This is a genomic window from Streptococcus mitis (assembly GCF_001281025.1).
GTDB lineage: Bacteria > Bacillota > Bacilli > Lactobacillales > Streptococcaceae > Streptococcus > Streptococcus mitis_AK.
Genome location: NZ_CP012646.1, coordinates 735,731 through 757,532, shown reverse-complemented (window position 1 = coordinate 757,532; position 21,802 = coordinate 735,731). Strand labels below are relative to the sequence as shown.

Annotated in this window: 22 protein-coding genes and 1 riboswitch; of the genes, 6 read left to right on the top strand and 16 right to left on the bottom strand. The window is 42.8% G+C overall.

Annotated elements, in window-relative coordinates; all coding sequences use genetic code 11:
- Position 1 precedes the first annotated feature (1 nt).
- The 10 genes from fabZ to RN80_RS03815 form a co-directional block, all read right to left on the bottom strand.
- Positions 2–424 (bottom strand): 3-hydroxyacyl-ACP dehydratase FabZ, encoded by a 423-nt coding sequence (gene fabZ / locus RN80_RS03860; protein WP_033685459.1) that lies wholly within the window; start codon positions 422–424, stop codon positions 2–4.
- Positions 421–906, bottom strand: coding sequence for an acetyl-CoA carboxylase biotin carboxyl carrier protein (gene accB, locus RN80_RS03855; protein ID WP_001052238.1), 486 nt, complete (start codon positions 904–906; stop codon positions 421–423). Before accB ends, fabZ begins: the two co-directional genes overlap by 4 nt.
- 2 nt (positions 907–908) lie before the next feature.
- Positions 909–2,144, bottom strand: a complete 1,236-nt coding sequence (gene fabF / locus RN80_RS03850) for a beta-ketoacyl-ACP synthase II (RefSeq protein WP_060627632.1) — start codon at positions 2,142–2,144, stop codon at positions 909–911.
- Positions 2,145–2,165: 21 nt separating this feature from the next.
- Complete coding sequence (gene fabG / locus RN80_RS03845) at positions 2,166–2,897, bottom strand: 3-oxoacyl-[acyl-carrier-protein] reductase (protein WP_060627630.1); 732 nt, start codon at positions 2,895–2,897, stop codon at positions 2,166–2,168.
- 40 nt (positions 2,898–2,937) lie between these two features.
- Positions 2,938–3,861, bottom strand: a complete 924-nt coding sequence (gene fabD, locus RN80_RS03840) for an ACP S-malonyltransferase (protein ID WP_060627628.1) — start codon at positions 3,859–3,861, stop codon at positions 2,938–2,940.
- Positions 3,854–4,828 carry an enoyl-[acyl-carrier-protein] reductase FabK gene (gene fabK / locus RN80_RS03835; RefSeq protein WP_000857446.1) on the bottom strand — a complete coding sequence of 325 codons (975 nt, stop codon included), beginning with the start codon at positions 4,826–4,828 and terminating at the stop codon, positions 3,854–3,856. Before fabK ends, fabD begins: the two co-directional genes overlap by 8 nt.
- A 116-nt stretch (positions 4,829–4,944) precedes the next feature.
- Entirely contained in the window at positions 4,945–5,169 is a 225-nt protein-coding gene (locus RN80_RS03830; RefSeq protein WP_000257838.1) for an acyl carrier protein, read from the bottom strand.
- Between the two features lie 59 nt (positions 5,170–5,228).
- Positions 5,229–6,203 (bottom strand): beta-ketoacyl-ACP synthase III, encoded by a 975-nt coding sequence (locus tag RN80_RS03825; RefSeq protein ID WP_060627626.1) that lies wholly within the window; start codon positions 6,201–6,203, stop codon positions 5,229–5,231.
- Positions 6,203–6,637 (bottom strand): fatty acid biosynthesis transcriptional regulator FabT, encoded by a 435-nt coding sequence (fabT, locus tag RN80_RS03820; protein ID WP_000386355.1) that lies wholly within the window; start codon positions 6,635–6,637, stop codon positions 6,203–6,205. Before fabT ends, RN80_RS03825 begins: the two co-directional genes overlap by 1 nt.
- 93 nt (positions 6,638–6,730) lie before the next feature.
- Positions 6,731–7,516, bottom strand: a complete 786-nt coding sequence (locus tag RN80_RS03815; protein WP_045612219.1) for an enoyl-CoA hydratase — start codon at positions 7,514–7,516, stop codon at positions 6,731–6,733.
- Positions 7,517–7,725: 209 nt separating this feature from the next.
- On the opposite strand from RN80_RS03815, the gene RN80_RS03810 reads away from it, so the two are divergent.
- The 3 genes from RN80_RS03810 (at position 7,726) to serS (ending at position 10,952) form a co-directional block, all read left to right on the top strand.
- Positions 7,726–9,090, top strand: coding sequence for an aspartate kinase (locus RN80_RS03810; RefSeq protein ID WP_060627624.1), 1,365 nt, complete (start codon positions 7,726–7,728; stop codon positions 9,088–9,090).
- A 2-nt stretch (positions 9,091–9,092) separates the two neighbouring features.
- Positions 9,093–9,464, top strand: coding sequence for a DUF956 family protein (locus RN80_RS03805; protein ID WP_000079350.1), 372 nt, complete (start codon positions 9,093–9,095; stop codon positions 9,462–9,464).
- A gap of 213 nt (positions 9,465–9,677) precedes the next feature.
- A complete protein-coding gene (gene serS / locus RN80_RS03800) occupies positions 9,678–10,952 on the top strand; it encodes a serine--tRNA ligase (protein ID WP_060627622.1) in 1,275 nt (424 codons plus the stop codon).
- 24 nt (positions 10,953–10,976) lie between these two features.
- Here serS and RN80_RS03795 read toward each other — a convergent pair whose 3' ends face one another.
- The 6 genes from RN80_RS03795 to zapA form a co-directional block, all read right to left on the bottom strand.
- Complete coding sequence (locus RN80_RS03795) at positions 10,977–11,876, bottom strand: TDT family transporter (protein ID WP_060627620.1); 900 nt, start codon at positions 11,874–11,876, stop codon at positions 10,977–10,979.
- Positions 11,877–11,985: 109 nt separating this feature from the next.
- Positions 11,986–12,534, bottom strand: coding sequence for a carboxymuconolactone decarboxylase family protein (locus RN80_RS03790; protein WP_060628750.1), 549 nt, complete (start codon positions 12,532–12,534; stop codon positions 11,986–11,988).
- A 132-nt stretch (positions 12,535–12,666) separates the two neighbouring features.
- Entirely contained in the window at positions 12,667–13,989 is a 1,323-nt protein-coding gene (locus RN80_RS03785) for an alanine/glycine:cation symporter family protein (protein WP_060627618.1), read from the bottom strand.
- Between the two features lie 90 nt (positions 13,990–14,079).
- Positions 14,080–14,168: riboswitch (glycine riboswitch) on the bottom strand.
- A 163-nt stretch (positions 14,169–14,331) separates the two neighbouring features.
- Positions 14,332–16,668 (bottom strand): endonuclease MutS2, encoded by a 2,337-nt coding sequence (locus RN80_RS03780; RefSeq protein ID WP_060627616.1) that lies wholly within the window; start codon positions 16,666–16,668, stop codon positions 14,332–14,334.
- A 102-nt stretch (positions 16,669–16,770) separates the two neighbouring features.
- The gene (locus RN80_RS03775; protein ID WP_060627615.1) at positions 16,771–17,319 is read right to left on the bottom strand and encodes a CvpA family protein; all 549 of its coding nucleotides are present in this window, start codon (positions 17,317–17,319) and stop codon (positions 16,771–16,773) included.
- Positions 17,316–17,618, bottom strand: a complete 303-nt coding sequence (zapA, locus tag RN80_RS03770; RefSeq protein WP_000002022.1) for a cell division protein ZapA — start codon at positions 17,616–17,618, stop codon at positions 17,316–17,318. The genes RN80_RS03775 and zapA overlap by 4 nt, the downstream gene beginning before the upstream one ends.
- 86 nt (positions 17,619–17,704) lie before the next feature.
- Between zapA and rnhC the strand changes: the two genes are divergently transcribed.
- From rnhC to recD2, 3 genes are all read left to right on the top strand, one after another.
- The gene (gene rnhC / locus RN80_RS03765; RefSeq protein ID WP_060627613.1) at positions 17,705–18,586 is read left to right on the top strand and encodes a ribonuclease HIII; all 882 of its coding nucleotides are present in this window, start codon (positions 17,705–17,707) and stop codon (positions 18,584–18,586) included.
- A gap of 3 nt (positions 18,587–18,589) precedes the next feature.
- Positions 18,590–19,204: a signal peptidase I gene (lepB, locus tag RN80_RS03760; protein ID WP_001083986.1), complete on the top strand. Its 615-nt coding sequence runs from the start codon at positions 18,590–18,592 to the stop codon at positions 19,202–19,204.
- 223 nt (positions 19,205–19,427) lie between these two features.
- Complete coding sequence (gene recD2, locus RN80_RS03755; RefSeq protein WP_060627611.1) at positions 19,428–21,794, top strand: SF1B family DNA helicase RecD2; 2,367 nt, start codon at positions 19,428–19,430, stop codon at positions 21,792–21,794.
- Positions 21,795–21,802: the final 8 nt, after the last annotated feature.

Below are 21,802 nucleotides of genomic sequence, written 5' to 3'. Positions count from 1 at the left end.
CTTAGTTCCCTATTGCAAAGGTAAGAGTACCACTAGCTGCAAGCTTGCCATCAACTTCAGCCTTTGCTTCAACCACGGCAATGGTGCCACGACGTTTTACAAAAGTCGCTGTCATAACCAATTGGTCACCTGGTACAACTTGCTTCTTAAACTTGACCTTATCCATACCAGCGTAAAAGACCAGTTTACCTTTATTTTCAGGTTTTGACAACTCCAAGACACCAGCAGTTTGAGCCAAGGCTTCCATGATTAGAACACCTGGCATAACAGGGTATTGAGGAAAATGACCGTTGAAGAAGAGCTCATTAATGGTCACATTTTTGATGGCAACAATGGTATCCTCGCTCACTTCCAAGACACGGTCCACTAGGAGCATAGGATAACGATGGGGAAGGGCTTCTTTGATTCCTTGAATATCAATCATTTGATACGTACCAATCCTTTACCAAACTCAACCATTTCTTCGTTAGAAACGAGAATTTCCGTTACCACACCATCCTTAGGTGCTGGAATTTCATTCATGACTTTCATGGCTTCGATAATAACTAATGTTTGGCCTTTTTTAACACTATCACCAACTGAAACGAAGGCAGGTTTATCTGGACCAGCAGCCAAGTAAGCCACTCCAACAAGTGGGCTCTCTACAACATCTCCCTCAGCAGCTACACTTGCTTCAACTGAAGCAGGAACTTCTTCCACTACAGTTTCTACTGGAGCAGATGTTGAAGCTACTGGACTTGGTGTTGCTACAGCAGGCGCAGGAGCGACCTGAGGTGCAACTTCAGGCACAAGTCTAGCTTCATTCTTGCTAAACTGTAACTCATCCGTCCCATTTCTATAAGAAAATTCTCTCAAACTTGACTGGTCAAATTGGGCCATCAAGTCTTTAATATCGTTTAAATTCATAGTTATTTATTCTCCCAACGTTTGAAAGCAAGAACTGCATTGTGGCCACCAAAACCAAAAGTATTTGAAATAGCGTATGGAATTTCTTGCTCCAAGCCTTGTCCATAAACGACATTGGCTTCTATATAATCTGATACTTCACTTGTTCCAGCTGTCATTGGTACAAAGTTATGACGCATAGCCTCGATTGTGACGATAGCTTCTACTGCACCTGCAGCACCCAGCAAATGTCCTGTGAATGATTTGGTTGATGATACAGGTACTTCCTTACCAAGAACAGCCACGATCGCACCACTTTCTCCTTTTTCATTAGCAGGAGTTGACGTTCCGTGAGCATTGACATAGGCTACTTGCTCTGGAGAAATCTCAGCTTCTTCCAAGGCTAGTTTGATGGCCTTGATAGCTCCCTGACCTTCTGGATGTGGTGAAGTCATGTGGTAGGCATCACAAGTATTTCCGTAACCAACCACTTCAGCAAGGATAGTAGCCCCACGTTTTTCAGCGTGTTCAAGGCTTTCAAGAACCAACATCCCAGAACCTTCACCCATGACAAAACCATTACGGTCCTTATCAAATGGAATGGAAGCACGAGTTGGGTCCTCTGTAGTTGAGAGAGCAGTTAGGGCTTGGAAACCAGCAATAGCAAAAGGTGTAATAGAGGCTTCTGAACCACCTACCAACATAATATCTTGGAAACCAAACTTAATTGATCGGAAAGCATCCCCAATCGCGTCATTTGATGAAGCGCAGGCAGTATTGATGGATTTACAAACACCGTTTGCTCCAAAACGCATAGCAACATTTCCTGAAGCCATATTTGGCAAGGCTTTTGGAAGGGTCAATGGTTTCACACGTTTTGGTCCTTTGTCATTTAGGCGAAGCACTTGATCTTCAATTTCTTTGATTCCACCAATACCAGAGGCCACAATAACACCAAAACGATCTTTATCAAGAGCCTCTACATCTAAATTGGCATGATTAACGGCTTCTTGAGCAGCGTACAAGGCATACAAAGAATAGTTATCGAAACGATTGGTATCTTTCTTAACAAAGTATTTATCAAAAGGAAAATCTTGGATTTCTGCTGCATTATGCACATCAAAGTCACTATGATCAAATTTTGTAATTTGACCAATTCCGATTTTTCCAGTTGTCAAACTATTCCAAAATTCTTCTGGTGTATTTCCGATTGGAGATGTTACTCCATAACCTGTTACTACTACGCGATTTAGTTTCATCTTTTTTACCTCTAGCTTCTGCTACATACTTAAGCCACCATCAATGGCAACCACTTGACCAGTTAGATAATCTTGGCCTGCTAAAAATACTGTCAAATCTGCAACCTGCTCCGCTTGCCCAAATTCTTTCATAGGAATTTGTGCCAGCATAGCATCTTTTACCTTGTCTGATAGAACAGCTGTCATATCGGACTCAATCATTCCAGGTGCAATAGCATTAACCCTGATATTGCGATTGGCCACTTCACGAGCCACAGACTTGGTAAAACCAATCAAACCAGCCTTAGAAGCTGCATAGTTAGCTTGACCGATATTTCCCATCAAACCAACAACACTAGACATATTAATGATAGCACCTTCTCGGGCTTTCATCATCGGTTTCAAGACTGATTGTGTCATGTTAAAAGCCCCAGTCAGGTTAACCTTGAGAACTTTTTCAAAATCCGCTTCTGTCATCTTGAGCATAAGGGTATCTTGGGTAATCCCTGCATTGTTGACCAAAACATCTACTGAACCCAGCTCTGCAATAGCTTGATCAACCATACGCTTAGCGTCTGCAAAATCTGACACGTCTCCTGATATAGGAACCACCTTGACACCATAGTCTGCAAACTCAGCGAGCAATTCTTCTGAAATTGCACCACGACTGTTTAAAACAATATTCGCTCCTGCCTGAGCAAACTTGTGGGCTATGGCAAGACCAATTCCACGACTCGAACCTGTAATAAAGATATTTTTATTTTTTAGTTGCATTCTTTTCTCCTGTTTCCTCTTGTATTTATGGGAGAAGGGATTACTCGTTTTCTAGCAAGGTTTCCAAACTCGCCTGATCTTCAACATTGGATAGTTTAGCCGTTTTATCAATTTTTTTGACAAAGCCTGACAAGACTTTCCCCGGTCCAATCTCGATAAAGTTGGTTACGCCTGCTTCTTGCATAACTGCAATACTTTCATAGAAACGAACTGACTCCTTGACCTGACGCGTCAAAAGTTGAACAATGTCTTCTTTTTTCATAACTGCAGCTTCTGTATTGCCGACTAAGGGACAAGTGAAATCTGAAAAACTTACCTGAGCTAGAGTTTCAGCTAGTTTCTGGCTAGCAGGCTCAAGGAGAGCGGTATGAAAAGGTCCTGACACCTTGAGAGGAATCAAGCGTTTGGCACCTGCTTCTTGCAAGAGTTCAACAGCTCGATCAACTGCAACCACTTCTCCTCCAATCACGATTTGTGCAGGTGTATTATAGTTTGCTGGAGTAACCACTCCAAGTTCAGAAGCTTTTTGACAGACTTCTTCAATGACCTCTACTGGCGTATTGAGAACTGCTACCATCTTGCCAGAGCCAGCAGGAGCCGCTTCTTCCATATAGACCCCACGCTTAGCAACCAAGGCTACCGCATCTTCAAAATCCAAGGCACCGCTGGCCACCAAGGCAGAGTATTCTCCAAGAGACAAACCAGCAACCATATCAGGCTGATAGCCCTTTTCTTGCAATAAACGATAGATAGCAACTGAAGTTGATAAAATAGCTGGTTGCGTATAGCGAGTCTGATTGAGTTTTTCTTCTTCCCTATCAATGAGATAACGCAAATCATAACCGAGCACCTGACTCGCTTGATCAATCGTTTCTTTAACAATAGTGTAGTGATCATAGAGATCCCGTCCCATACCTAGATACTGGGCACCTTGGCCAGCAAATAAAAAGGCTGTTTTAGTCATTTCTTACAACTCCTGCCCAACGAGAGGCTTCTTCTTGAATTTTCTTAGCTGCGCCGTAATACAAATCTTTTAGGATTTCTTCAACGGTTTCTTCTTTGGAAACAAGCCCTGCAATTTGACCTGCCATGACAGAGCCTCCATCCACATCTCCGTGAACAACCGCTTTGGCTAGAGCACCTGCTCCCATTTGTTCAAAAATTTCCAAATCTGGATTTTCTTGTTTAAAGGCATCTTTTTCAGCCTGTTCAAAATCACGAGTCAACTGATTTTTAATAGCACGAACAGCATGTCCAAAGTGTTGAGCTGAAATCGTAGTATCAATATCTCGAGCTTTTAATATCTTGGCCTTATAATTTGGATGGGCATTAGACTCTTTTGCAACGACAAAACGCGTTCCAACCTGAACAGCCTCTGCACCTAGCATAAAGCCAGCCGCAGCACCTTCACCATCTGCAATCCCTCCTGCAGCAATAACAGGAATGGATACAGCAGCAGCTACCTGGCGCACCAAGGTCATGGTTGTTAATTTTCCAATGTGTCCCCCAGCTTCCATTCCTTCTGCAATGACAGCGTCTGCTCCGATTTTTTCCATGCGTTTTGCTAGGGCAACACTTGGTACAACTGGAATAACTGTAATACCAGCCTCATGGAAACGTTCCATGTATTTGCTTGGATTTCCTGCGCCTGTTGTCACTACTTTAACACCTTCCTCTATAACGAGGTCTACAATATCTTCCACAAAGGGAGACAAGAGCATGATGTTGACACCAAAGGGTTTATCAGTCAATGATTTGATTTTATCAATATTTGCCTTGACAACTTCTTTAGGGGCATTCCCCCCACCGATAATCCCTAGTCCTCCAGCCTTGGAAACAGCTCCTGCCAAATCACCATCAGCAACCCAGGCCATTCCTCCTTGGAAAATAGGATAATCAATGTTCAATAATTCTGTAATACGCGTTTTCATAGTGCCTCCATCGTTTCTTGCTTACGTAATAGTTCGATACCGTCATAATTTGACAATCAAACTATTGCCTAAACAAGAGGGAGCGGGTTTCCCTACTCCTTCTATTTATATTCTGTTTATTTTGTTTGCTCTTCAACGTAGGCAACCAAGTCACCAACTGTTTTCAAGTCATCTTCTGCTTCGATTTGGATATCAAAAGCATCTTCGATTTCTGAGATTACTTGGAACAAGTCCAATGAATCTGCATCCAAGTCATCAAAAGTTGATTCAAGTGTTACTTCTGATGCGTCTTTTCCAAGTTCTTCAACGATAATTTCTTGTACTTTTTCAAATACTGCCATGATAGGACTCCTTTAAAATAAATAGTTTTTTTATAACAATGTGTTCACCACATGATTACCTAAATTGTAAGAATGAGCGTGCCCCATGTCAAGCCTCCACCGAAGCCTGATAGTAGAACAGTCTGGCTACCATCTAAACGGATGAGGCCTTGTTCTACACACTCTGAAAGTAAAATCGGGATACTGGCTGCACTGGTGTTCCCATATTCCATCATATTGGCTGGAAGTTTATCTCGGTTAACACCGATTTTTCTAGCCATTTTATCCAAAATACGGTCATTAGCCTGATGAAGTAGCAGATAATCCAAGTTTGTCGCCTCTATAGGAGATTCATCAATAGTCTGCTTGATAGACTTGGCTACATCCCGAATAGCAAAATCAAAGACCGCGCGCCCATCCATCTTCAAAAATGAATCTGCATTTTCTTGATCTGAAAACGGAGAATGCAAGGCTGAATGTCCATAAGTTAGACACTCGCTACGACTCCCATCGCTATTAAGACTCTCAGCTAAGAAATGCTCTTTCTCGCTAGCTTCTAGCAAGACTCCACCAGCACCATCTCCAAACAAAACAGCTGTTGATCGGTCTGACCAATCGACTGCTTTAGAGAGGGTTTCACTACCAATCACCAAGCCTTTTTGAAAGCGACCAGAAGCGATAAACTTTTCAGCAGTTGAAAGAGCAAATACAAATCCACTGCAAGCTGCTGTTAGGTCAAAAGCAAAGGCCTTATTAGCACCAATATTGGCTTGGACACGAGCAGCTGTAGAGGGCATCATAGAATCTGGAGTAATAGTAGCTAGAATGATAAAATCCAGCTCTTCTCCTGTGATTTCAGCTTTTGCCATCAGTTTCTGAGCAACCTCTGTAGCCAAATCACTAGTAGATTCTGTTCTTGAAATATGCCTTTGTCGTATTCCCGTCCGACTTGAAATCCACTCATCATTGGTATCCATAATCTGAGCCAAATCATGATTTGTAACCACTTGCTCTGGCACATAATGAGCAACCTGGCTTATTTTTGCAAAAGCCATTATCTCAAATCCTCCAAAAATTGATAAAGATTAGTCAAACCTTTGCTCATAACCTCAATTTCTTGCTTACTCATACCATCAATGATTTTTTCAACCATGGCCTTGTGGAAGCGTTTATGTAGCCTATGAACCAAGCGACCTTTCTTTGTCAAATGCAGATGTACCACACGTCGATCATGTTCTGAACGAATGCGTTCAATGTAACCCTTACGTTCGAGATTATTCAAACTAGTCGTAACTGTCCCAAGAGTCACCATCAACTCTTTTGACACTTGACTTGGTGTCACATCTGGAACTTTTCCAATCACATCAATCGTATGCATTTCTTTGATGGAGATATCCTTGAAACGACTACCCCTCAAGCTAACTTCCTCAATAACGAGGACATTGTTAAATATAGACGTTAAGTATTCATTAATTCGTTGGTAGTCCAATCTTTCCTTCCCTCCTTTTCAAAAAAACTTTTAGAATCAAAACATTTGACAAAAGAATTATATCAAAGTTCAAAGAATGGTGCAAGTATTTTTTTATTTTCCTGTAAATTTAGGTCGTCTTCTTTCCGAATGAGCCCGAACTCCTTCTTTGAAATCCTCTGTTTTCGCTAGTGATTCCTGTAGGTTCAGTTCTAAAGCAGCATAATCTTGCCAGTCTTTAAATTGACTCTCCCAAACCAACTTCTTGATGGCAGCATAGGAATTAGCTGACCCGCGTCTCAATTTTTTAAGAAGCTGTTCTCTCGTCTTTTCAAGTTTATCAGCTTCAGAGACCCGATAAACAAGACCCCACTCCAGAGCTTTTTCTGCGGACAAAGCCTCACCTGTCATGGCTAATTGAGCAGCACGCGTCACACCAATACTTCGACTCAAGAGATGAATTCCTCCTGCATCCGGAGCCAAGCCAACTCCAACAAAGGCTTGGATAAATTTAGCCTTATCCGTTGCCAGACAGAAATCTGCAGCAACAGCCATATTTGCTGCGGCACCTGCAACAGCCCCATCAACCTCCATCAAGACAGGTTTAGCAATTTGCTTGATTTTATAAGAAATAGTATTGACCAATTCTGCGATTTTTGTCAATGATGGAATATCATCCTCATCCACCGCCCGCTTCATCTCTACTAAATCTCCCCCAACTGAAAAGACTTTGCCATTCGCGTTGATTAAGACAAAATGCACAGCCGGATCCTCTTCTGCCAAAGTCAGAGCTTCTAAAATCTCCTCACACATAGGAATATGAAAACCATTCGCGACCTCAGGACGATTCAAGGTAAGGATTGCCAAATCCTCTTCAAGCTGATAAATAATGTGTTCCATTTGAACTCCTTTTTATTTTATAAGCTGGTTAAATTATTTTATTTTCAAAGTATATCTTTTTTAAAATCAGAAAGCAAGAAAAAATCAACTGAAAGTGTCTCAGCCGATTAGAAAGGCTCGCTTTATACTAGAACGCATCTTATTTTCTTCATTGAAAAAAGGCTTTCTTTCTGCTATAATCGTATAAAATACTTACTTTAGGAGTTCTTATGAAAGTTGTTAAATTTGGAGGTAGCTCTCTTGCCTCTGCTGGTCAATTAGAAAAAGTTTTAAACATCGTCAAAAGCGATTCAGAGCGTCGTTTTGTAGTCGTTTCTGCCCCTGGTAAACGCAATGCTGAAGATACTAAGGTTACAGATGCCTTGATTAAATACTACCGCGATTATGTTGCTGGTAACGATATTAGCAAGAGCCAAAACTGGATTATCGACCGCTATGCCGCTATGGTTAGTGAACTAGGTCTTAAACCAGCTGTGCTAGAAAAAATTTCAAAAAGTATTCGGGCCTTGGCAACTCTTCCTATCGAAGAAAACGAATTTCTCTACGATACTTTCCTAGCAGCGGGTGAAAACAACAATGCCAAATTGATTGCTGCCTATTTTAACCAAAATGGTATTGATGCACGCTATGTGCACCCTCGAGAAGCTGGTATTGTGGTCACAAGTGAACCTGGTCATGCTCGAATCATTCCATCAAGTTATGACAAGATTGAGGAATTGACGAATGCAAATGAAGTCCTGGTCATTCCTGGTTTCTTTGGGGTTACCAAGGAAAATCAAATCTGTACCTTCTCACGTGGAGGCTCTGATATTACAGGTTCTATCATTGCTGCAGGTGTTAAGGCCGACCTCTATGAAAACTTTACAGACGTTGATGGTATCTTTGCAGCCCACCCTGGTATTATCCACCAACCACACTCAATCCCTGAGTTGACCTATCGTGAAATGCGTGAGTTGGCCTATGCAGGATTCTCAGTCCTTCATGACGAAGCGCTTCTTCCTGCCTACCGAGGAAAAATTCCTCTCGTTATCAAGAATACCAACAACCCTGACCATCCAGGTACTCGTATTGTTTTAAAACACAGTAGTGATGAATTCCCAGTTGTGGGAATTGCTGGTGATTCTGGCTTTGTCAGCATCAACATGTCTAAATACCTCATGAACCGTGAGGTGGGATTTGGACGCAAGGTTCTGCAAATCCTTGAAGATCTTAACATCGGTTGGGAACATATGCCAACAGGTATCGACGATCTTTCAATCATCCTCCGTTCTCGCGAACTAACTCCTATCAAGGAAGAAGAAATCCTTCGTCAGTTGGTTCAAAAGGCTGAAGTAGACCATGCAGAAATCGAACACGACCTTTCTATCATTATGATTGTTGGTGAAAAGATGAAGAGCCATATCGGAGTAACTGCTACTGCGACACGCGCTCTATCTGAAAACAAGATCAACATCCAGATGATGTCGCAAGGTTCTAGTGAAGTTTCTATTATGTTCGTTGTCAATAAAGACCAAGAGAAAGCAGCAATCAAAGCCCTCTACAATGCCTTTTTCGGTGAAAGTAAGGAAGACTAACCATGGCCCAATCTCTTAACAAAACAGTGCTTCTCAATACAACAGGTACCTCCTACCTCTCTATAGCTGGGAAAGTTGGGAAATTTCTTGTCGGAGATCAGGCTCTGGAATTTTACCCAGATGTCAATGTCGAACAATTTATCCAGATTCCTTGGAGCCATATCAACCAGATTGGGGCCAATGTCACTGGTCGCAAAATCAGTCGCCACTTCGAAGTCTTTACAGACAGAGGAAAATTCCTCTTTGCTTCAAAAGACTCAGGTGCCATTCTCAAAATTGCTCGCGAAAAACTAGGCAATGACAAGGTCGTCAAACTTCCTACCCTGATTCAAACAATTAGTCAAAAATTTAAAAATCTATTTGCAAAAAAGTAGAAACTTTAGTATAATCATAGCAACGGATAAGTAGGTTATCTTCTTCTTTCAGAAAGTCTGCGGGTGCTGCGAGCAGATAGGAGGGATAGGTGAAATTCTACCGTTAGTAACAATTGCATACACAATCAAGTGCACACCTGTGAAGTTGGATGGAACCGTGGCCCTGCCACTCCAACGCTTTGTCAGGTGTGCTTTTTTCACAAAGGAGTTCTTATGTTAGATATCAAACGTATTCGTACAGACTTTGATGCTGTCGCAGAAAAATTGGCTACACGTGGTGTAGATGCTGCTGTCTTAAACGAGATGAAAGAAATCGATGCTAAACGTCGTGATATTTTAGTCAAGGTTGAAACTCTCAAGGCTGAACGTAACACAGTTTCTGCTGAGATTGCCCAAGCTAAGCGCAACAAGGAAAATGCAGATGACAAGATTGCTGCCATGCAAACCCTATCTGCTGAAGTAAAAGCCTTGGATGCTGAATTGGCAGAAATTGATGCTAAATTGACAGAATTTACCACTACTCTTCCAAATATTCCAGCTGATAGCGTTCCTGTTGGGGCTGACGAAGACGACAATGTTGAAGTTCGCCGTTGGGGCACTCCACGCGAGTTTGATTTCGAACCTAAAGCTCACTGGGATCTGGGTGAAGACCTTGGTATCCTTGACTGGGAACGCGGTGGTAAGGTAACGGGCGCTCGCTTCCTCTTCTATAAAGGTCTCGGTGCTCGTTTAGAACGTGCTATCTACAACTTTATGCTAGATGAACACGGAAAAGAAGGCTACACTGAAGTCATCACGCCTTACATAGTTAACCACGATTCTATGTTTGGAACTGGTCAATATCCAAAATTCAAGGAAGATACTTTTGAACTCAGCGATAGCAATTATGTCCTTATCCCTACAGCTGAGGTTCCTCTAACAAACTACTACCGTGATGAAATCCTAGACGGCAAAGACCTGCCAATCTACTTCACTGCTATGAGTCCTTCATTCCGTTCTGAGGCTGGTTCAGCTGGCCGTGATACTCGTGGCTTGATTCGTTTGCACCAATTCCACAAAGTTGAAATGGTTAAATTTGCCAAACCTGAAGAATCTTACGAAGAATTGGAAAAAATGACAGCCAACGCTGAAAATATCCTTCAAAAACTTAACCTTCCATACCGTGTCGTTGCTCTCTCTACAGGAGATATGGGCTTCTCAGCTGCTAAAACTTATGACTTGGAAGTTTGGATTCCAGCACAAAATACCTACCGTGAAATTTCAAGCTGTTCAAACACAGAAGATTTCCAAGCCCGTCGTGCCCAAATCCGTTACCGTGATGAAGCAAATAGCAAGGTGAAATTGCTCCATACCTTGAACGGTTCTGGACTTGCAGTTGGACGTACAGTGGCTGCTATTCTTGAAAACTACCAAAATGCAGATGGTTCTGTGACCATCCCAGAAGCACTTCGTCCATACATGGGTGGAGCTGAAGTTATCAAACCATAAAAAATAAGGTTTAGCTATTTCTAGCTAGACCTTTTTTCGTAACCAATTCAGATAAGCGCCTAATACAAAGACTAAAATAATTAAGCAAATAGCGGTTTCAGCCACTACCAAATACTCCAAAAATGGAAGTTTCAAGATTCCCTGAGCCATCTTAAGCGAAGTAGCTGTGATAATGGTCGGGAAGGTGAGGGCTGAGAAGGCTGGTTGAAAACCTTGTTTTAAAATATTGGGCAGGCGAGTCAAAACAAAGAAAAAGAAGGATTGGGAAGCCAAGATCATGACAATCAAGACCCAAGTCGGTAGACTGGCTCCTCCAACTCGAACTAGGGAAGCCAAGAGTAGAGAGAAAGGAGCACAGTAGATTCCTTCTTGTCCAAGCAAGGCTAGTGGGAGCGGATGTTTCTTTAAATCGCTATAAATAAGGGGATAGAGATAGAAGGTCAAGAGAAAGCCAAAACTCAAGGTCGCATAGGCAATTTCGATGATGCCTACAAGAGGATAGGTTAAGGCAGCCACTGCTATCCCCACATAGAGAACCGTCCAGCTAGGAGTTGCATGAACCCTCCGACCCGGACAAGCAAACTTGATGGTGAAACCAGCAATCAAGGCCAAATCCAAGAGAAATGAAAACCACCAGAGCCCTTGCGCTACCAAAGGAAGATGAGGGAAGACGCGAAAAACATAGGTAGATAAAATCATCCCAGCCATGGGAAAGGTCGCCATTCCTGATAAAAGAGGAGGCTTGGTCAATTCTTGCTTGGTTTCCTTCCAATTAAAGAGATGTAGAATTAGAAAATAAATCCACAAAATCAAACCTGTCAGACTAAAAAGATAGGACAGAGCCGGCAACGTATCTAAAATAAGATTTCCAGCTCCTGCCAAACCTAGCAAACAACCAGAAAATACCAAAGGGAGTTTTTTCATCCTAACCTCCAATAATCATGTTAGTTTCAGTATAGCATAAAAGCGCTTAAATGAGGATTTAAAAAAACGAAGTCCAATTATTTTAGACTTCATTTTTCTCAGATATGAATTAAGCATAAGGTTGCAATTCTGGGTTAATTGGTGTATTGGCTAGGTTATTGGCATAGTTACAGAGGCTTGCTAGGCTGACACCAAGAACCACATCCAAGGCATTTTGTTGGCTGTAGCCAGCTTCTAGAAACTCAGCCAAGGCTTCATCTCCTACACGACCCTTGGTATTGATAACTGCCAAGGTAAACTTAGCTAGAGTGTCCAATTTAGGATCTGTTTCAATTGGAGTACGATTGCGAAGGGCTTGCAGAAGATCATCATTCATCTGGATTTGTTTGATTGAAAAGGCTGTGTGACCCGCGACGCAGAAGGCACAACCATTGGTCACGGCTGCCGTGATTTGCACCACTTCACGCTCAACAGGCGTCAAGCTGTTGCGACGATTGATGGCTCCGACAGTACGATAAGCCTCTAAAGCAGTCGGTGCATTAGCCAAGAGACCGATTAGGTTGGGAATATAGCCATTGTTATCTTTTTGTACTGTTTCAAGAACCTCTTTCACTTCTGCTGGCGCTGATTCGACTGTATGGATGGTAAATGTTGTCATCATAAAACCTCTTTTCATTTTGTTGGAATCTAGTCTATCACAGATTCTATACCGTGTATAATATATATTTTAAATTACACTGATAGAAATTTTTTATGAAAGCAAAAAAATCACACGAGCTGTGTGATTTCATTATTTGTCAAAATACTTTTTAGTCTCAGCAATAACGACCGGCGACAAGACTAATAGGGCAATCAAGTTTGGCAGAGCCATCAAGGCGTTGACAATATCTGCGATAATCCAAACCATATCCAACTCGATAAATCCTCCCAACAAGACCATGAGTACAAAGACCACTCGATAGAGCCAGATAAAGCGAACACCAAAGAGGAACTCGAAACAGCGTTCTCCATAATAGTTCCAACCTAGAATTGTCGTAAAGGCAAAGAGTACAAGGAAGATGGTCAAGAGGGCAGGTCCAAAGTGTGAAAAGACTGTTGAGAAGGCTGACTGAGTCAAGGCAACCCCATTTAAGTCGCCGCTCCAAACACCAGTCACCAAGATGGTCAAACCAGTCAAGGTACAGATAATGAGGGTATCAATAAAGGTTCCTGTCATGGAAATCAATCCTTGCTCTACTGGTTCATTTGTCTTAGCCGCAGCTGCTGCAATGGGAGCCGAACCCAGACCAGATTCGTTCGAGAAAACACCTCGCGCCACACCATTTTGAATAGCCATTCGAATGCTAGCGCCAGCAAATCCACCTACCGCAGCAACAGGACTAAAAGCTGATGTCAAAATTAAAGCGATTGTGGCAGGAATTTTCCCGATATTAAAGAAAATAACTGTAAGAGTTCCCAAAATATAAATAATAGCCATAAAAGGAACAACAGTAGTTGAAACCTTAGAAATGGACTTGAGACCACCAAAGACTGCAATCGCTACAAATACAGACAACACAAGAGCAGTGATAGCTGGCGAAATAGTCGTTGTATTCTGGATAGATTCTGTAATCGAGTTAACTTGAGTGAAGGTTCCGATTCCCAACAAAGCTACTAGCACACCTGCCAGGGCAAAGAAGATGGCAAGGGGACGCCACTTTTCTCCCATCCCTAGAAGGATATAGTGCATGGGACCTCCCGCTACTGCACCATGATCATCCTTGGTACGGTATTTGATAGCTAGTAGTCCTTCCGCATACTTGGTAGCCATCCCAAAGAAAGCAGCCATCCACATCCAAAAGAGGGCTCCTGGTCCACCGACCTTGAGAGCCGTCGCCACCCCGATAATATTTCCCGTACCAACTGTCGCTGCGAGTGCTGTACACAAGGCCGCAAAACTGGATACATCTCCATGCCCCTTATCCTTGGTAAAAATAAGCTGGAAGGCCTTGGGCAAACGCAAAACCTGCAAGAGTCCTAGACGGGCAGTTAGGTAAATCCCTGTTCCGACCAATAAAATTAAGAGGGGTGGGCCCCAAACAAAAGCATCAATTGATTTAAGCAATTCTAACATTTCCTTCTCCTATCTTTTCAACCCCAAAAGAAAGAGCACATGCAAGATACATGTACTCTGGAATGCTTAGATAAATGCTAAAAAGCGGTCTATCCTAGCTCTGTCCTTTTACCTGAGAGTTTGAGCAGTTGCCTGCCTTGCCCCTTCGGTGCCTTTACGGTCTCTCCAGAGTTCCGTCCATTTACAGTCATGAAAAATCAAACGATTCCCCACTTCTATTAAACTTCATTCGGTGTTGGTATTTAATTGATTCTTATTTTACAAAAAATGTTGGCTTTTGTCAATGTGTTTATTAGTAAAAATTAGTTCAACAGTTTTTACTTTATAAAGTCCAGAATACTGCTATCCTTTAAAAGTGACAATAGTCGCACCACTGCCTCCAGCATTTTGCGGGGCATAGCCGAAACTCTTGACATGCTTGTTTCTTTGTAGGTATTTGGTGACACCTTCACGGATGACACCTGTTCCGATACCATGGATGATATCAACTTGTGCCATATTGTTAAGCAAGGCTTGGTCGATAAAGGCATCTAGCTCATTCATAGCCTCTTCATAGCGTTTGCCTCGAAGGTCCAGTCTAGCTTGTGGGCCACGACCAGAAGTTCGTTTCACGACATTGACCTGTTTCTTCTTGACTTGCTTTTCTTGCTGAGCTTGAACAAGGTCAAATTCTTTTTCTTCCAAGGTCATCTTGATTAAACCGACTTGGGCTTCCCAGCGACCGTCCTTAAGTTGACTGGTCAAGGTACCACGCTGTCCATAACTGAGAACTACGATATCATCTCCCACCTTTGGAGCTCGGTTTTTCTTAGCCTTTTGAAGAACCTTGTTTTTAGACAAATCTACTTTTTCAGGAGCCAATTTTTTCAGCTTGGCCTTGGCTTCAATGATTTCATGTGGCTTGAGTTGAGATTTACTATGGAGATTTTTGAGAATCTGGTCACTTTCACTGAGGGCCATGTCCACAATCTCAGCAGCCTGTTCACGCGCCTTATTAAGCTCCGTTTCCTTTTCACGATTAAGCTCATTGTAGAGTTTTTTAAGAGCACGGTTCATCTTGAGATTTTCTTGCTCCACCTCACGGATATTGTCCAAGCGTTTGCGACTCTCTAGCGTCTGCTCTTCCAGTTGTTCAATAATCCGATTGACATCATTGTCCTGATCGACCTGCTGGCTGGCATCCCCTACGATAACTTCAGATAGGCCTAGACGTTTGGCAATTTCAAATGCATTGCTTCGGCCAGGCACGCCCTGCATAAAGCGATAGGTCGGGCGAAGAGTCGCAGTATCAAACTCCATGCTGGCATTTTGCACAAAGGCTGTCTCGATACCATAGGCCTTGAGTTCGGGATAGTGGGTGGTCGCCATGGTCTTGACTTGACGCAGACGAAGGTCCTCCAGAATAGCCATGGCAAGAGCGGCTCCTTCTTGAGGATCTGTACCAGCCCCCAACTCATCCAAGAGTAGAAGTGAATGTTGATGGACCTTGCCAAGAATATCCACGATATTGGTCATGTGGCTAGAGAAGGTAGACAAGCTCTGTTCAATAGATTGCTCATCTCCAATATCGGCAAAGATTTCTTCAAAAATACCCACACGACTTCCCTTGTCTGCTAAAATCGGCAAACCAGACTGGGCCATAACCTGTGTCAAACCCAGAGTTTTGAGCATGATGGTCTTACCACCAGTATTAGGACCTGTGATAACAATGGCTGTTAAATCTTGACCAAAATGGACATCATTTGCGACGGCATTTTTGACCAAAGGATGGCAGACATGGAGCAGTTGAATCTCCTGATTTTCTGACAGCTGAGGAACGACTGCTTGCCTTTCTTGGATAAAGCGGACCTTGGCACGAATCAAGTCTAGATGGCCGATAATCCAAGCGTCGTTGGCAATTTCAGCCGCATGAGGGCGAACACGCTCAGAAATTTCTTGGAGAATTCGAAGCATTTCATAGCGCTCATCTGCTCGCAGACTAGCAATTTCTTCGCTCAGTTTGACCACCTCACGGGGTTCGATGTAGACGGTATTTCCACTAGCAGAAATATCATGAACGACACCTGCAATCTTATTGCGGTAGGTGTTTTTGACTGGTAAAACCTGACGGCCATTTCTGCTTGCAACAATCCCTTCCGTCAACATCTGCGCTTTTTGCTTAAGCAGGTCCTGCAAGACATCGCGGACCTGACTCTCGCTATCATGGATTTTTCGACGGATTCGTGCCAGTTCTTCACTGGCGAAATTTTCAATGAAACCTGCATCATTAAAGGCTTGTAGGTTTCCTTGTAATTGCGGAAAATCATGTAGCTTCTCAAACCAGAGGGCTAATTCTATCAAGCTAACATTTTCCAGATTGGCATAAAAACTTTGAAGCTCTCGGCTAGAAAGAAGCACGCGCTTCAAGAGTAGGAACTCCTCGATATTGAGGTCCGCTCCCATCTCCAATCGCTTGCAGACTCCTGCTATTTCCTTGGTTGCGAGAATGGTAAAATGCGGTTGCTCAACAAAGAGAGCCTGCATTTCCTTCATCTCAGCAAAAGCCTGTTTGATTTTATCTGCTTTGGCAGTCGGAGCCAGCTGTCTCAATTGCTCCAAGCCCTGCTCGGTCAACAAATGAGGTTCAAACAAGGCCTTGACCTTATTGAACTCTAATGTTTCTAATATTTTCTTGTTCATCTTTATTTCCTTGTCTTTGAATGTCTAGGTGTGGTAGCTTTTTACATTCTGATAGATTCTAGTCAATCTGTAAACAAAGGGCTAGGAAAATTCCTGCCCTTTTTATCCGATTAAATTTGTCACCCAGATTTGTTTGAGCCAACTGGTTGTTACTGGTATGCTCTGGATGATGTGTTTTGCGACTATACTCTTTTCAAGAGGATTTTGTATAGCTGCCATGGGAATGGTCGCTAAGATGGTCAAAGCCATTTGCAAGACAAATAAGGTCACCAACATAGACAAGATGCCTGCTGAAATTTGGAACAACTTGCCACCCAGCTTTTTACTAGGAAGTAAGTGTAACAAGAGACCAAGCAACCGACCGATGCTATAGACAATCCCAAATACCAACAAGTAGCCGATACCTGCATAAAAGACCTTATCCAACTGAAAGAGTTGATCCGATGGGAAAAAGAAAGTTCCCTGACCTTCCTGCGGATTTGCATAAGGGAGCAGTAAATGGAATTGTTCTCCAAGCCCCTTGTAAAACTGGCCAGCCACAAAAGCCGAAGCCATGGCTGAAATCAGGTAATAAACTTGTAAGAGCAGGCCTCTCCGATAGCCGATATAAAATCCCCAAGCCAAGACCAAAAGAAGAAGGAGTGAAATCATAAGGAATCCTCAATCTTGCTCTGCTCTTGCTTACAAGTCACAAGTTTGTGACGGAGTTCTTCTAACTCTTGCTCCTTATCATCAAATTCAATCTCACGGCTGAGCTGAGTTGACAAACAGTTGACTGCCAACAAAAGAGCGATCGTTTCATCGTCTGCACTAGGCATTTGTTCTTTAATTGCTTGGTATTTTTCTGTCGCAACCTTGGCGATTTCCTCCATAAAGAGGTTATCGTGCTCGGTTGTCAAGGTTAATGATTTTTTCCCGAATGTAAATTTGAATCGATTTAGATTTGCCATAAAATTCACCTCACGATATTATACCAAAATTCGCTAACTTTGTCAGTTTTTACAAATTTGCCTGCTTTTGTGGTACAATAGAAACTATGGCAAGTATAACACTCACACCAAGCGAAAAGGAGATTCAGGCTTTTCTTGAACACTATCAAAGCAGTCTGACTCCTAGTAAGAATCCCTATATCCGCTACTTTTTGAAACTACCTCAGGCAACGGCTTCTATCTATACTTCTGGAAAGATCTTGCTTCAGGGTGAAGGGGCTGAGAAATACGCCAGTTTCTTTGGCTATCAGCTTGCAGAGGAAATCAGCGGACAAAATCTTCCTTTGATTGGGACAGATGAGGTGGGAAATGGTTCCTACTTTGGTGGACTTGCAGTTGTGGCTTCCTTTGTCACACCTGACCAGCACGACTTCTTACGAAAACTCGGTGTGGGGGATTCCAAGACTCTGACCGACCAAAAGATCCGTCAGATTGCTCCTATTCTCAAGGAAAAAATCCAGCACCAGGCACTCCTTCTCTCACCAAGCAAGTACAACGAGGTCATCGGAGATCGCTACAATGCGGTTTCGGTTAAGGTTGCCCTCCATAATCAGGCTATCTATCTCCTCCTTCAAAAAGGTGTTCAGCCTGAGAAAATTGTGATTGATGCCTTTACCAGTGCTAAAAATTATGACAAGTACTTGACACAAGAGGCCAATCGTTTCAGCAATCCTATTAGCCTAGAAGAAAAGGCCGAGGGCAAATACTTGGCTATCGCAGTTTCTTCTGTCATTGCGCGTGATCTCTTTCTGGAAAATCTTGAAAATCTGGGACGAGAACTGGGCTATCAACTTCCAAGTGGAGCTGGAACGGCTTCTGATAAGGTGGCTAGCCAGATTTTGCAAGCCTATGGTATGCAGGGACTCAACTTCTGTGCCAAACTGCACTTTAAAAATACTGAAAAAGCGAAAAAACGCTTAGAAAGGTAAATTATGAATTCATTTAAAAATTTCCTAAAAGAGTGGGGATTGTTCCTCCTGATTCTGTCATTATTAGCTTTAAGCCGTATCTTTTTTTGGAGTAATGTCCGCGTAGAAGGACATTCCATGGATCCTACCCTAGCGGATGGCGAAATCCTCTTTGTTGTCAAACACCTCCCTATTGACCGTTTTGATATCGTGGTGGCTCATGAGGAAGATGGCAATAAGGATATCGTTAAGCGCGTGATTGGAATGCCTGGCGACACCATCCGTTACGAAAACGATAAACTTTACATCAATGACAAAGAGACGGACGAACCTTACCTAGCTGACTATATCAAACGTTTCAAGGATGATAAACTCCAAAGCACCTACTCAGGCAAGGGATTTGAAGGAAATAAAGGAACTTTCTTTAGAAGTATCGCTCAAAAAGCTCAAGCCTTCACAGTTGATGTCAACTACAATACCAACTTCAGCTTTACTGTTCCAGAAGGAGAATACCTTCTCCTCGGAGATGACCGCTTGGTTTCGAGCGACAGCCGCCACGTAGGTACTTTTAAAGCAAAAGATATCACAGGGGAAGCTAAATTCCGCTTCTGGCCAATCACCCGTATCGGAACATTTTAAGAAATCGAAGAGGCCGAGAATCAAGAATCTCAGCCTCTTCTTCTATCATGAGAAGTGATTGTTTATTGACTAATACTCTTCGAAAATCTCTTCAAACCACGTCAGCTTCGCCTTACTGTACTCAAGTACAGCCTGCGGCTAGCTTCCTAGTTTGCTCTTTGATTTTCATTGAGTATAAAATAAAAACAACCCCAACTCTCACCTATTCATGCAAAGGAATTTTATGGAAGTTTATTTTTCAGGAACCATTGAACGGATTATTTTTGAAAATCCCAGCAATTTTTATCGCATCCTCCTCCTAGAAATCGAAGATACAGACGCAGAGGATTTTGACGATTTTGAAATCATTGTCACCGGTACCATGTCTGACGTGATTGAGGGCGAAGACTATACTTTTTGGGGGCAAATTGTCCAGCACTCCAAGTATGGAGAACAACTGCAAATCAGTCGTTATGAACGTGCAAAACCAACTAGCAAGGGATTGGTTAAGTACTTTTCCAGTAGCCATTTCAAGGGAATTGGTCTCAAGACAGCTCAGAAAATTGTGGATACCTATGGCGAAAATACTATTGACGAAATTTTGCAACACCCAGAAAAGCTAGAAGGTATCGCAGGACTATCTGCCAAAAATCGTGAGGCTTTCGTCTCCACTCTCCGTCTCAACTACGGAACGGAGATGGTTTTAGCCAAACTGGCCAACTACGGCATTCCCAATAAATTAGCCTTTCAGATTCAAGATTTTTACAAGGAAGAAACCCTTGATGTGGTTGAAAATTATCCTTACCAGCTGGTCGAGGATATCAAGGGTTTGGGCTTTACTATTGCTGACCAATTAGCGGAAGAACTAGGTATCGAAAGTCAGGCTCCTGAACGCTTCCGCGCCGGTCTAGTACATAGTCTTTTTCAGGCCTGTATGGAAACAGGGGACACCTATGTTGAAGCACGGGATTTGCTAGAACAAACCCTTACTCTCCTTGAGTCTTCCCGTCCCGTAGAACTAGATCCCAGCCAAGTTGCCCAAGAACTCTCCTACCTGATTGAAGAAGACAAGGTTCAGCAGATTGATACCAAGATTTTTGACAACAGCCTCTTTTTCGCCGAGGAAGGCATCCGCAGTCACTTGGTTCGTATACTTGAAAAAGGAAAACAGAAGAGCCAGGATTTGGAAACCATTCAAAAACATATCGCTACTGTTGAGGAAGAACTGGGAATCCACTATGATAGCATTCAAAAACAAGCTATCTGTGACGCTATCCAGAACAAGATCTTTATCCTAACAGGTGGACCTGGTACTGGTAAGACAACTGTTATCAATGGGATCATCGCTGTTTATGCTCTTTTAGAAGGACTTGACCTCAGGAAAAAAAGCAACTTGCCGATTCTTCTTGCCGCTCCAACCGGTCGAGCTGCTCGTCGCATGAATGAATTGACAGGCTTGCCTAGCGCGACCATACACCGACATTTAGGAATGACAGGTGACGATGATACCAGTCATCTGGAAGATTATCTGGATGCCGACTTTATCATTGTGGATGAATTTTCTATGGTGGATACTTGGCTGGCCAATCAACTCTTCTCCAATATCTCTTCTAACAGTAAAATACTTATCGTGGGAGACAGTGACCAGCTACCGTCTGTCAGCCCTGGACAGGTTCTAGCGGATCTGCTTCATATTCCCTTGATTCCTCAGACTCGCTTGGAAAAAATTTACCGACAAAGCGAAGAATCAACCATCGTCACCCTAGCTAGTCAGATTCGACAGGGCATCTTGCCAGCTGATTTCACCCAGAAAAAAGCTGACCGTTCCTACTTTGAAATTGCTAGTGGCCATATTCCTGCTACCATTGAAAAGATTTTAGGCGCAGCCCTCAGAAGTGGTATCCCTGCTCGTGATATTCAGGTTCTAGCTCCCATGTACCGAGGGACTGCAGGGATTGATGCTATCAATCAGCTCATGCAAGACCTGCTCAATCCACCACAAAAAGACCAACTCAGTTTTGAAGCTCCCCAGTGTCACTATCGTAAGGGAGACAAGGTCATTCACCTGGTCAACGATGCTGAAATCAATGTCTTTAATGGGGATTTAGGAGCTATCACAGACCTGATTCCTGGTAAATACACCGAGTCGAAACAAGACGAGATTGTCATTGATTTTGATGGCAACGAGGTCTCTTACCCACGTAACGAATGGTACAAGATTCGCCTGGCCTATGCCATGAGCATCCATAAATCACAGGGAAGTGAGTTCCCTGTTGTCATCCTACCTATCACTAGTGCTAGTAGACGTATGCTGGAGCGCAATCTCATCTATACGGCCATTACACGCGCCAAAAGCAAGCTTATCTTACTAGGCGAATTACAGGCCTTTGACTATGCTACCCAACACATTGGAACTGCCCGAAAAACCTATCTGATTGAACGCTTCAGTGATTTATTGGAGAATGTTGAAGAAAAGCAACAAACTGTCTCAGAAACTGCCACATCAAGTGACTCTGAACAATCCTACATCCTGACCGAAGAAAACTGGGACAGCATCCCAGCCATGATTGGGATTACAGACGCAGACCTCAAAGAGATTTTTGGAAAATAGTGCACAAG

Bases quoted from the DNA above. Each gene is read 5' to 3' on its own strand.
- RN80_RS03785 (WP_060627618.1), bottom strand. From the start codon at position 13,989: ATGTTAGAATTGCTTAAATCAATTGATGCTTTTGTTTGGGGCCCACCC.
- rnhC (WP_060627613.1), top strand. From the start codon at position 17,705: ATGGCAAGTATAACACTCACACCAAGCGAAAAGGAGATTCAGGCTTTT.
- zapA (WP_000002022.1), bottom strand. From the start codon at position 17,618: ATGGCAAATCTAAATCGATTCAAATTTACATTCGGGAAAAAATCATTA.
- RN80_RS03825 (WP_060627626.1), bottom strand. From the start codon at position 6,203: ATGGCTTTTGCAAAAATAAGCCAGGTTGCTCATTATGTGCCAGAGCAA.
- RN80_RS03805 (WP_000079350.1), top strand. From the start codon at position 9,093: ATGGCCCAATCTCTTAACAAAACAGTGCTTCTCAATACAACAGGTACC.
- RN80_RS03780 (WP_060627616.1), bottom strand. From the start codon at position 16,668: ATGAACAAGAAAATATTAGAAACATTAGAGTTCAATAAGGTCAAGGCC.
- RN80_RS03830 (WP_000257838.1), bottom strand. From the start codon at position 5,169: ATGGCAGTATTTGAAAAAGTACAAGAAATTATCGTTGAAGAACTTGGA.
- RN80_RS03790 (WP_060628750.1), bottom strand. From the start codon at position 12,534: ATGACAACATTTACCATCCATACAGTCGAATCAGCGCCAGCAGAAGTG.
- lepB (WP_001083986.1), top strand. From the start codon at position 18,590: ATGAATTCATTTAAAAATTTCCTAAAAGAGTGGGGATTGTTCCTCCTG.
- recD2 (WP_060627611.1), top strand. From the start codon at position 19,428: ATGGAAGTTTATTTTTCAGGAACCATTGAACGGATTATTTTTGAAAAT.
- accB (WP_001052238.1), bottom strand. From the start codon at position 906: ATGAATTTAAACGATATTAAAGACTTGATGGCCCAATTTGACCAGTCA.
- RN80_RS03775 (WP_060627615.1), bottom strand. From the start codon at position 17,319: ATGATTTCACTCCTTCTTCTTTTGGTCTTGGCTTGGGGATTTTATATC.
- fabG (WP_060627630.1), bottom strand. From the start codon at position 2,897: ATGCAACTAAAAAATAAAAATATCTTTATTACAGGTTCGAGTCGTGGA.
- RN80_RS03795 (WP_060627620.1), bottom strand. From the start codon at position 11,876: ATGAAAAAACTCCCTTTGGTATTTTCTGGTTGTTTGCTAGGTTTGGCA.
- RN80_RS03815 (WP_045612219.1), bottom strand. From the start codon at position 7,516: ATGGAACACATTATTTATCAGCTTGAAGAGGATTTGGCAATCCTTACC.
- serS (WP_060627622.1), top strand. From the start codon at position 9,678: ATGTTAGATATCAAACGTATTCGTACAGACTTTGATGCTGTCGCAGAA.
- fabZ (WP_033685459.1), bottom strand. From the start codon at position 424: ATGATTGATATTCAAGGAATCAAAGAAGCCCTTCCCCATCGTTATCCT.
- fabK (WP_000857446.1), bottom strand. From the start codon at position 4,828: ATGAAAACGCGTATTACAGAATTATTGAACATTGATTATCCTATTTTC.
- fabF (WP_060627632.1), bottom strand. From the start codon at position 2,144: ATGAAACTAAATCGCGTAGTAGTAACAGGTTATGGAGTAACATCTCCA.
- fabD (WP_060627628.1), bottom strand. From the start codon at position 3,861: ATGACTAAAACAGCCTTTTTATTTGCTGGCCAAGGTGCCCAGTATCTA.
- RN80_RS03810 (WP_060627624.1), top strand. From the start codon at position 7,726: ATGAAAGTTGTTAAATTTGGAGGTAGCTCTCTTGCCTCTGCTGGTCAA.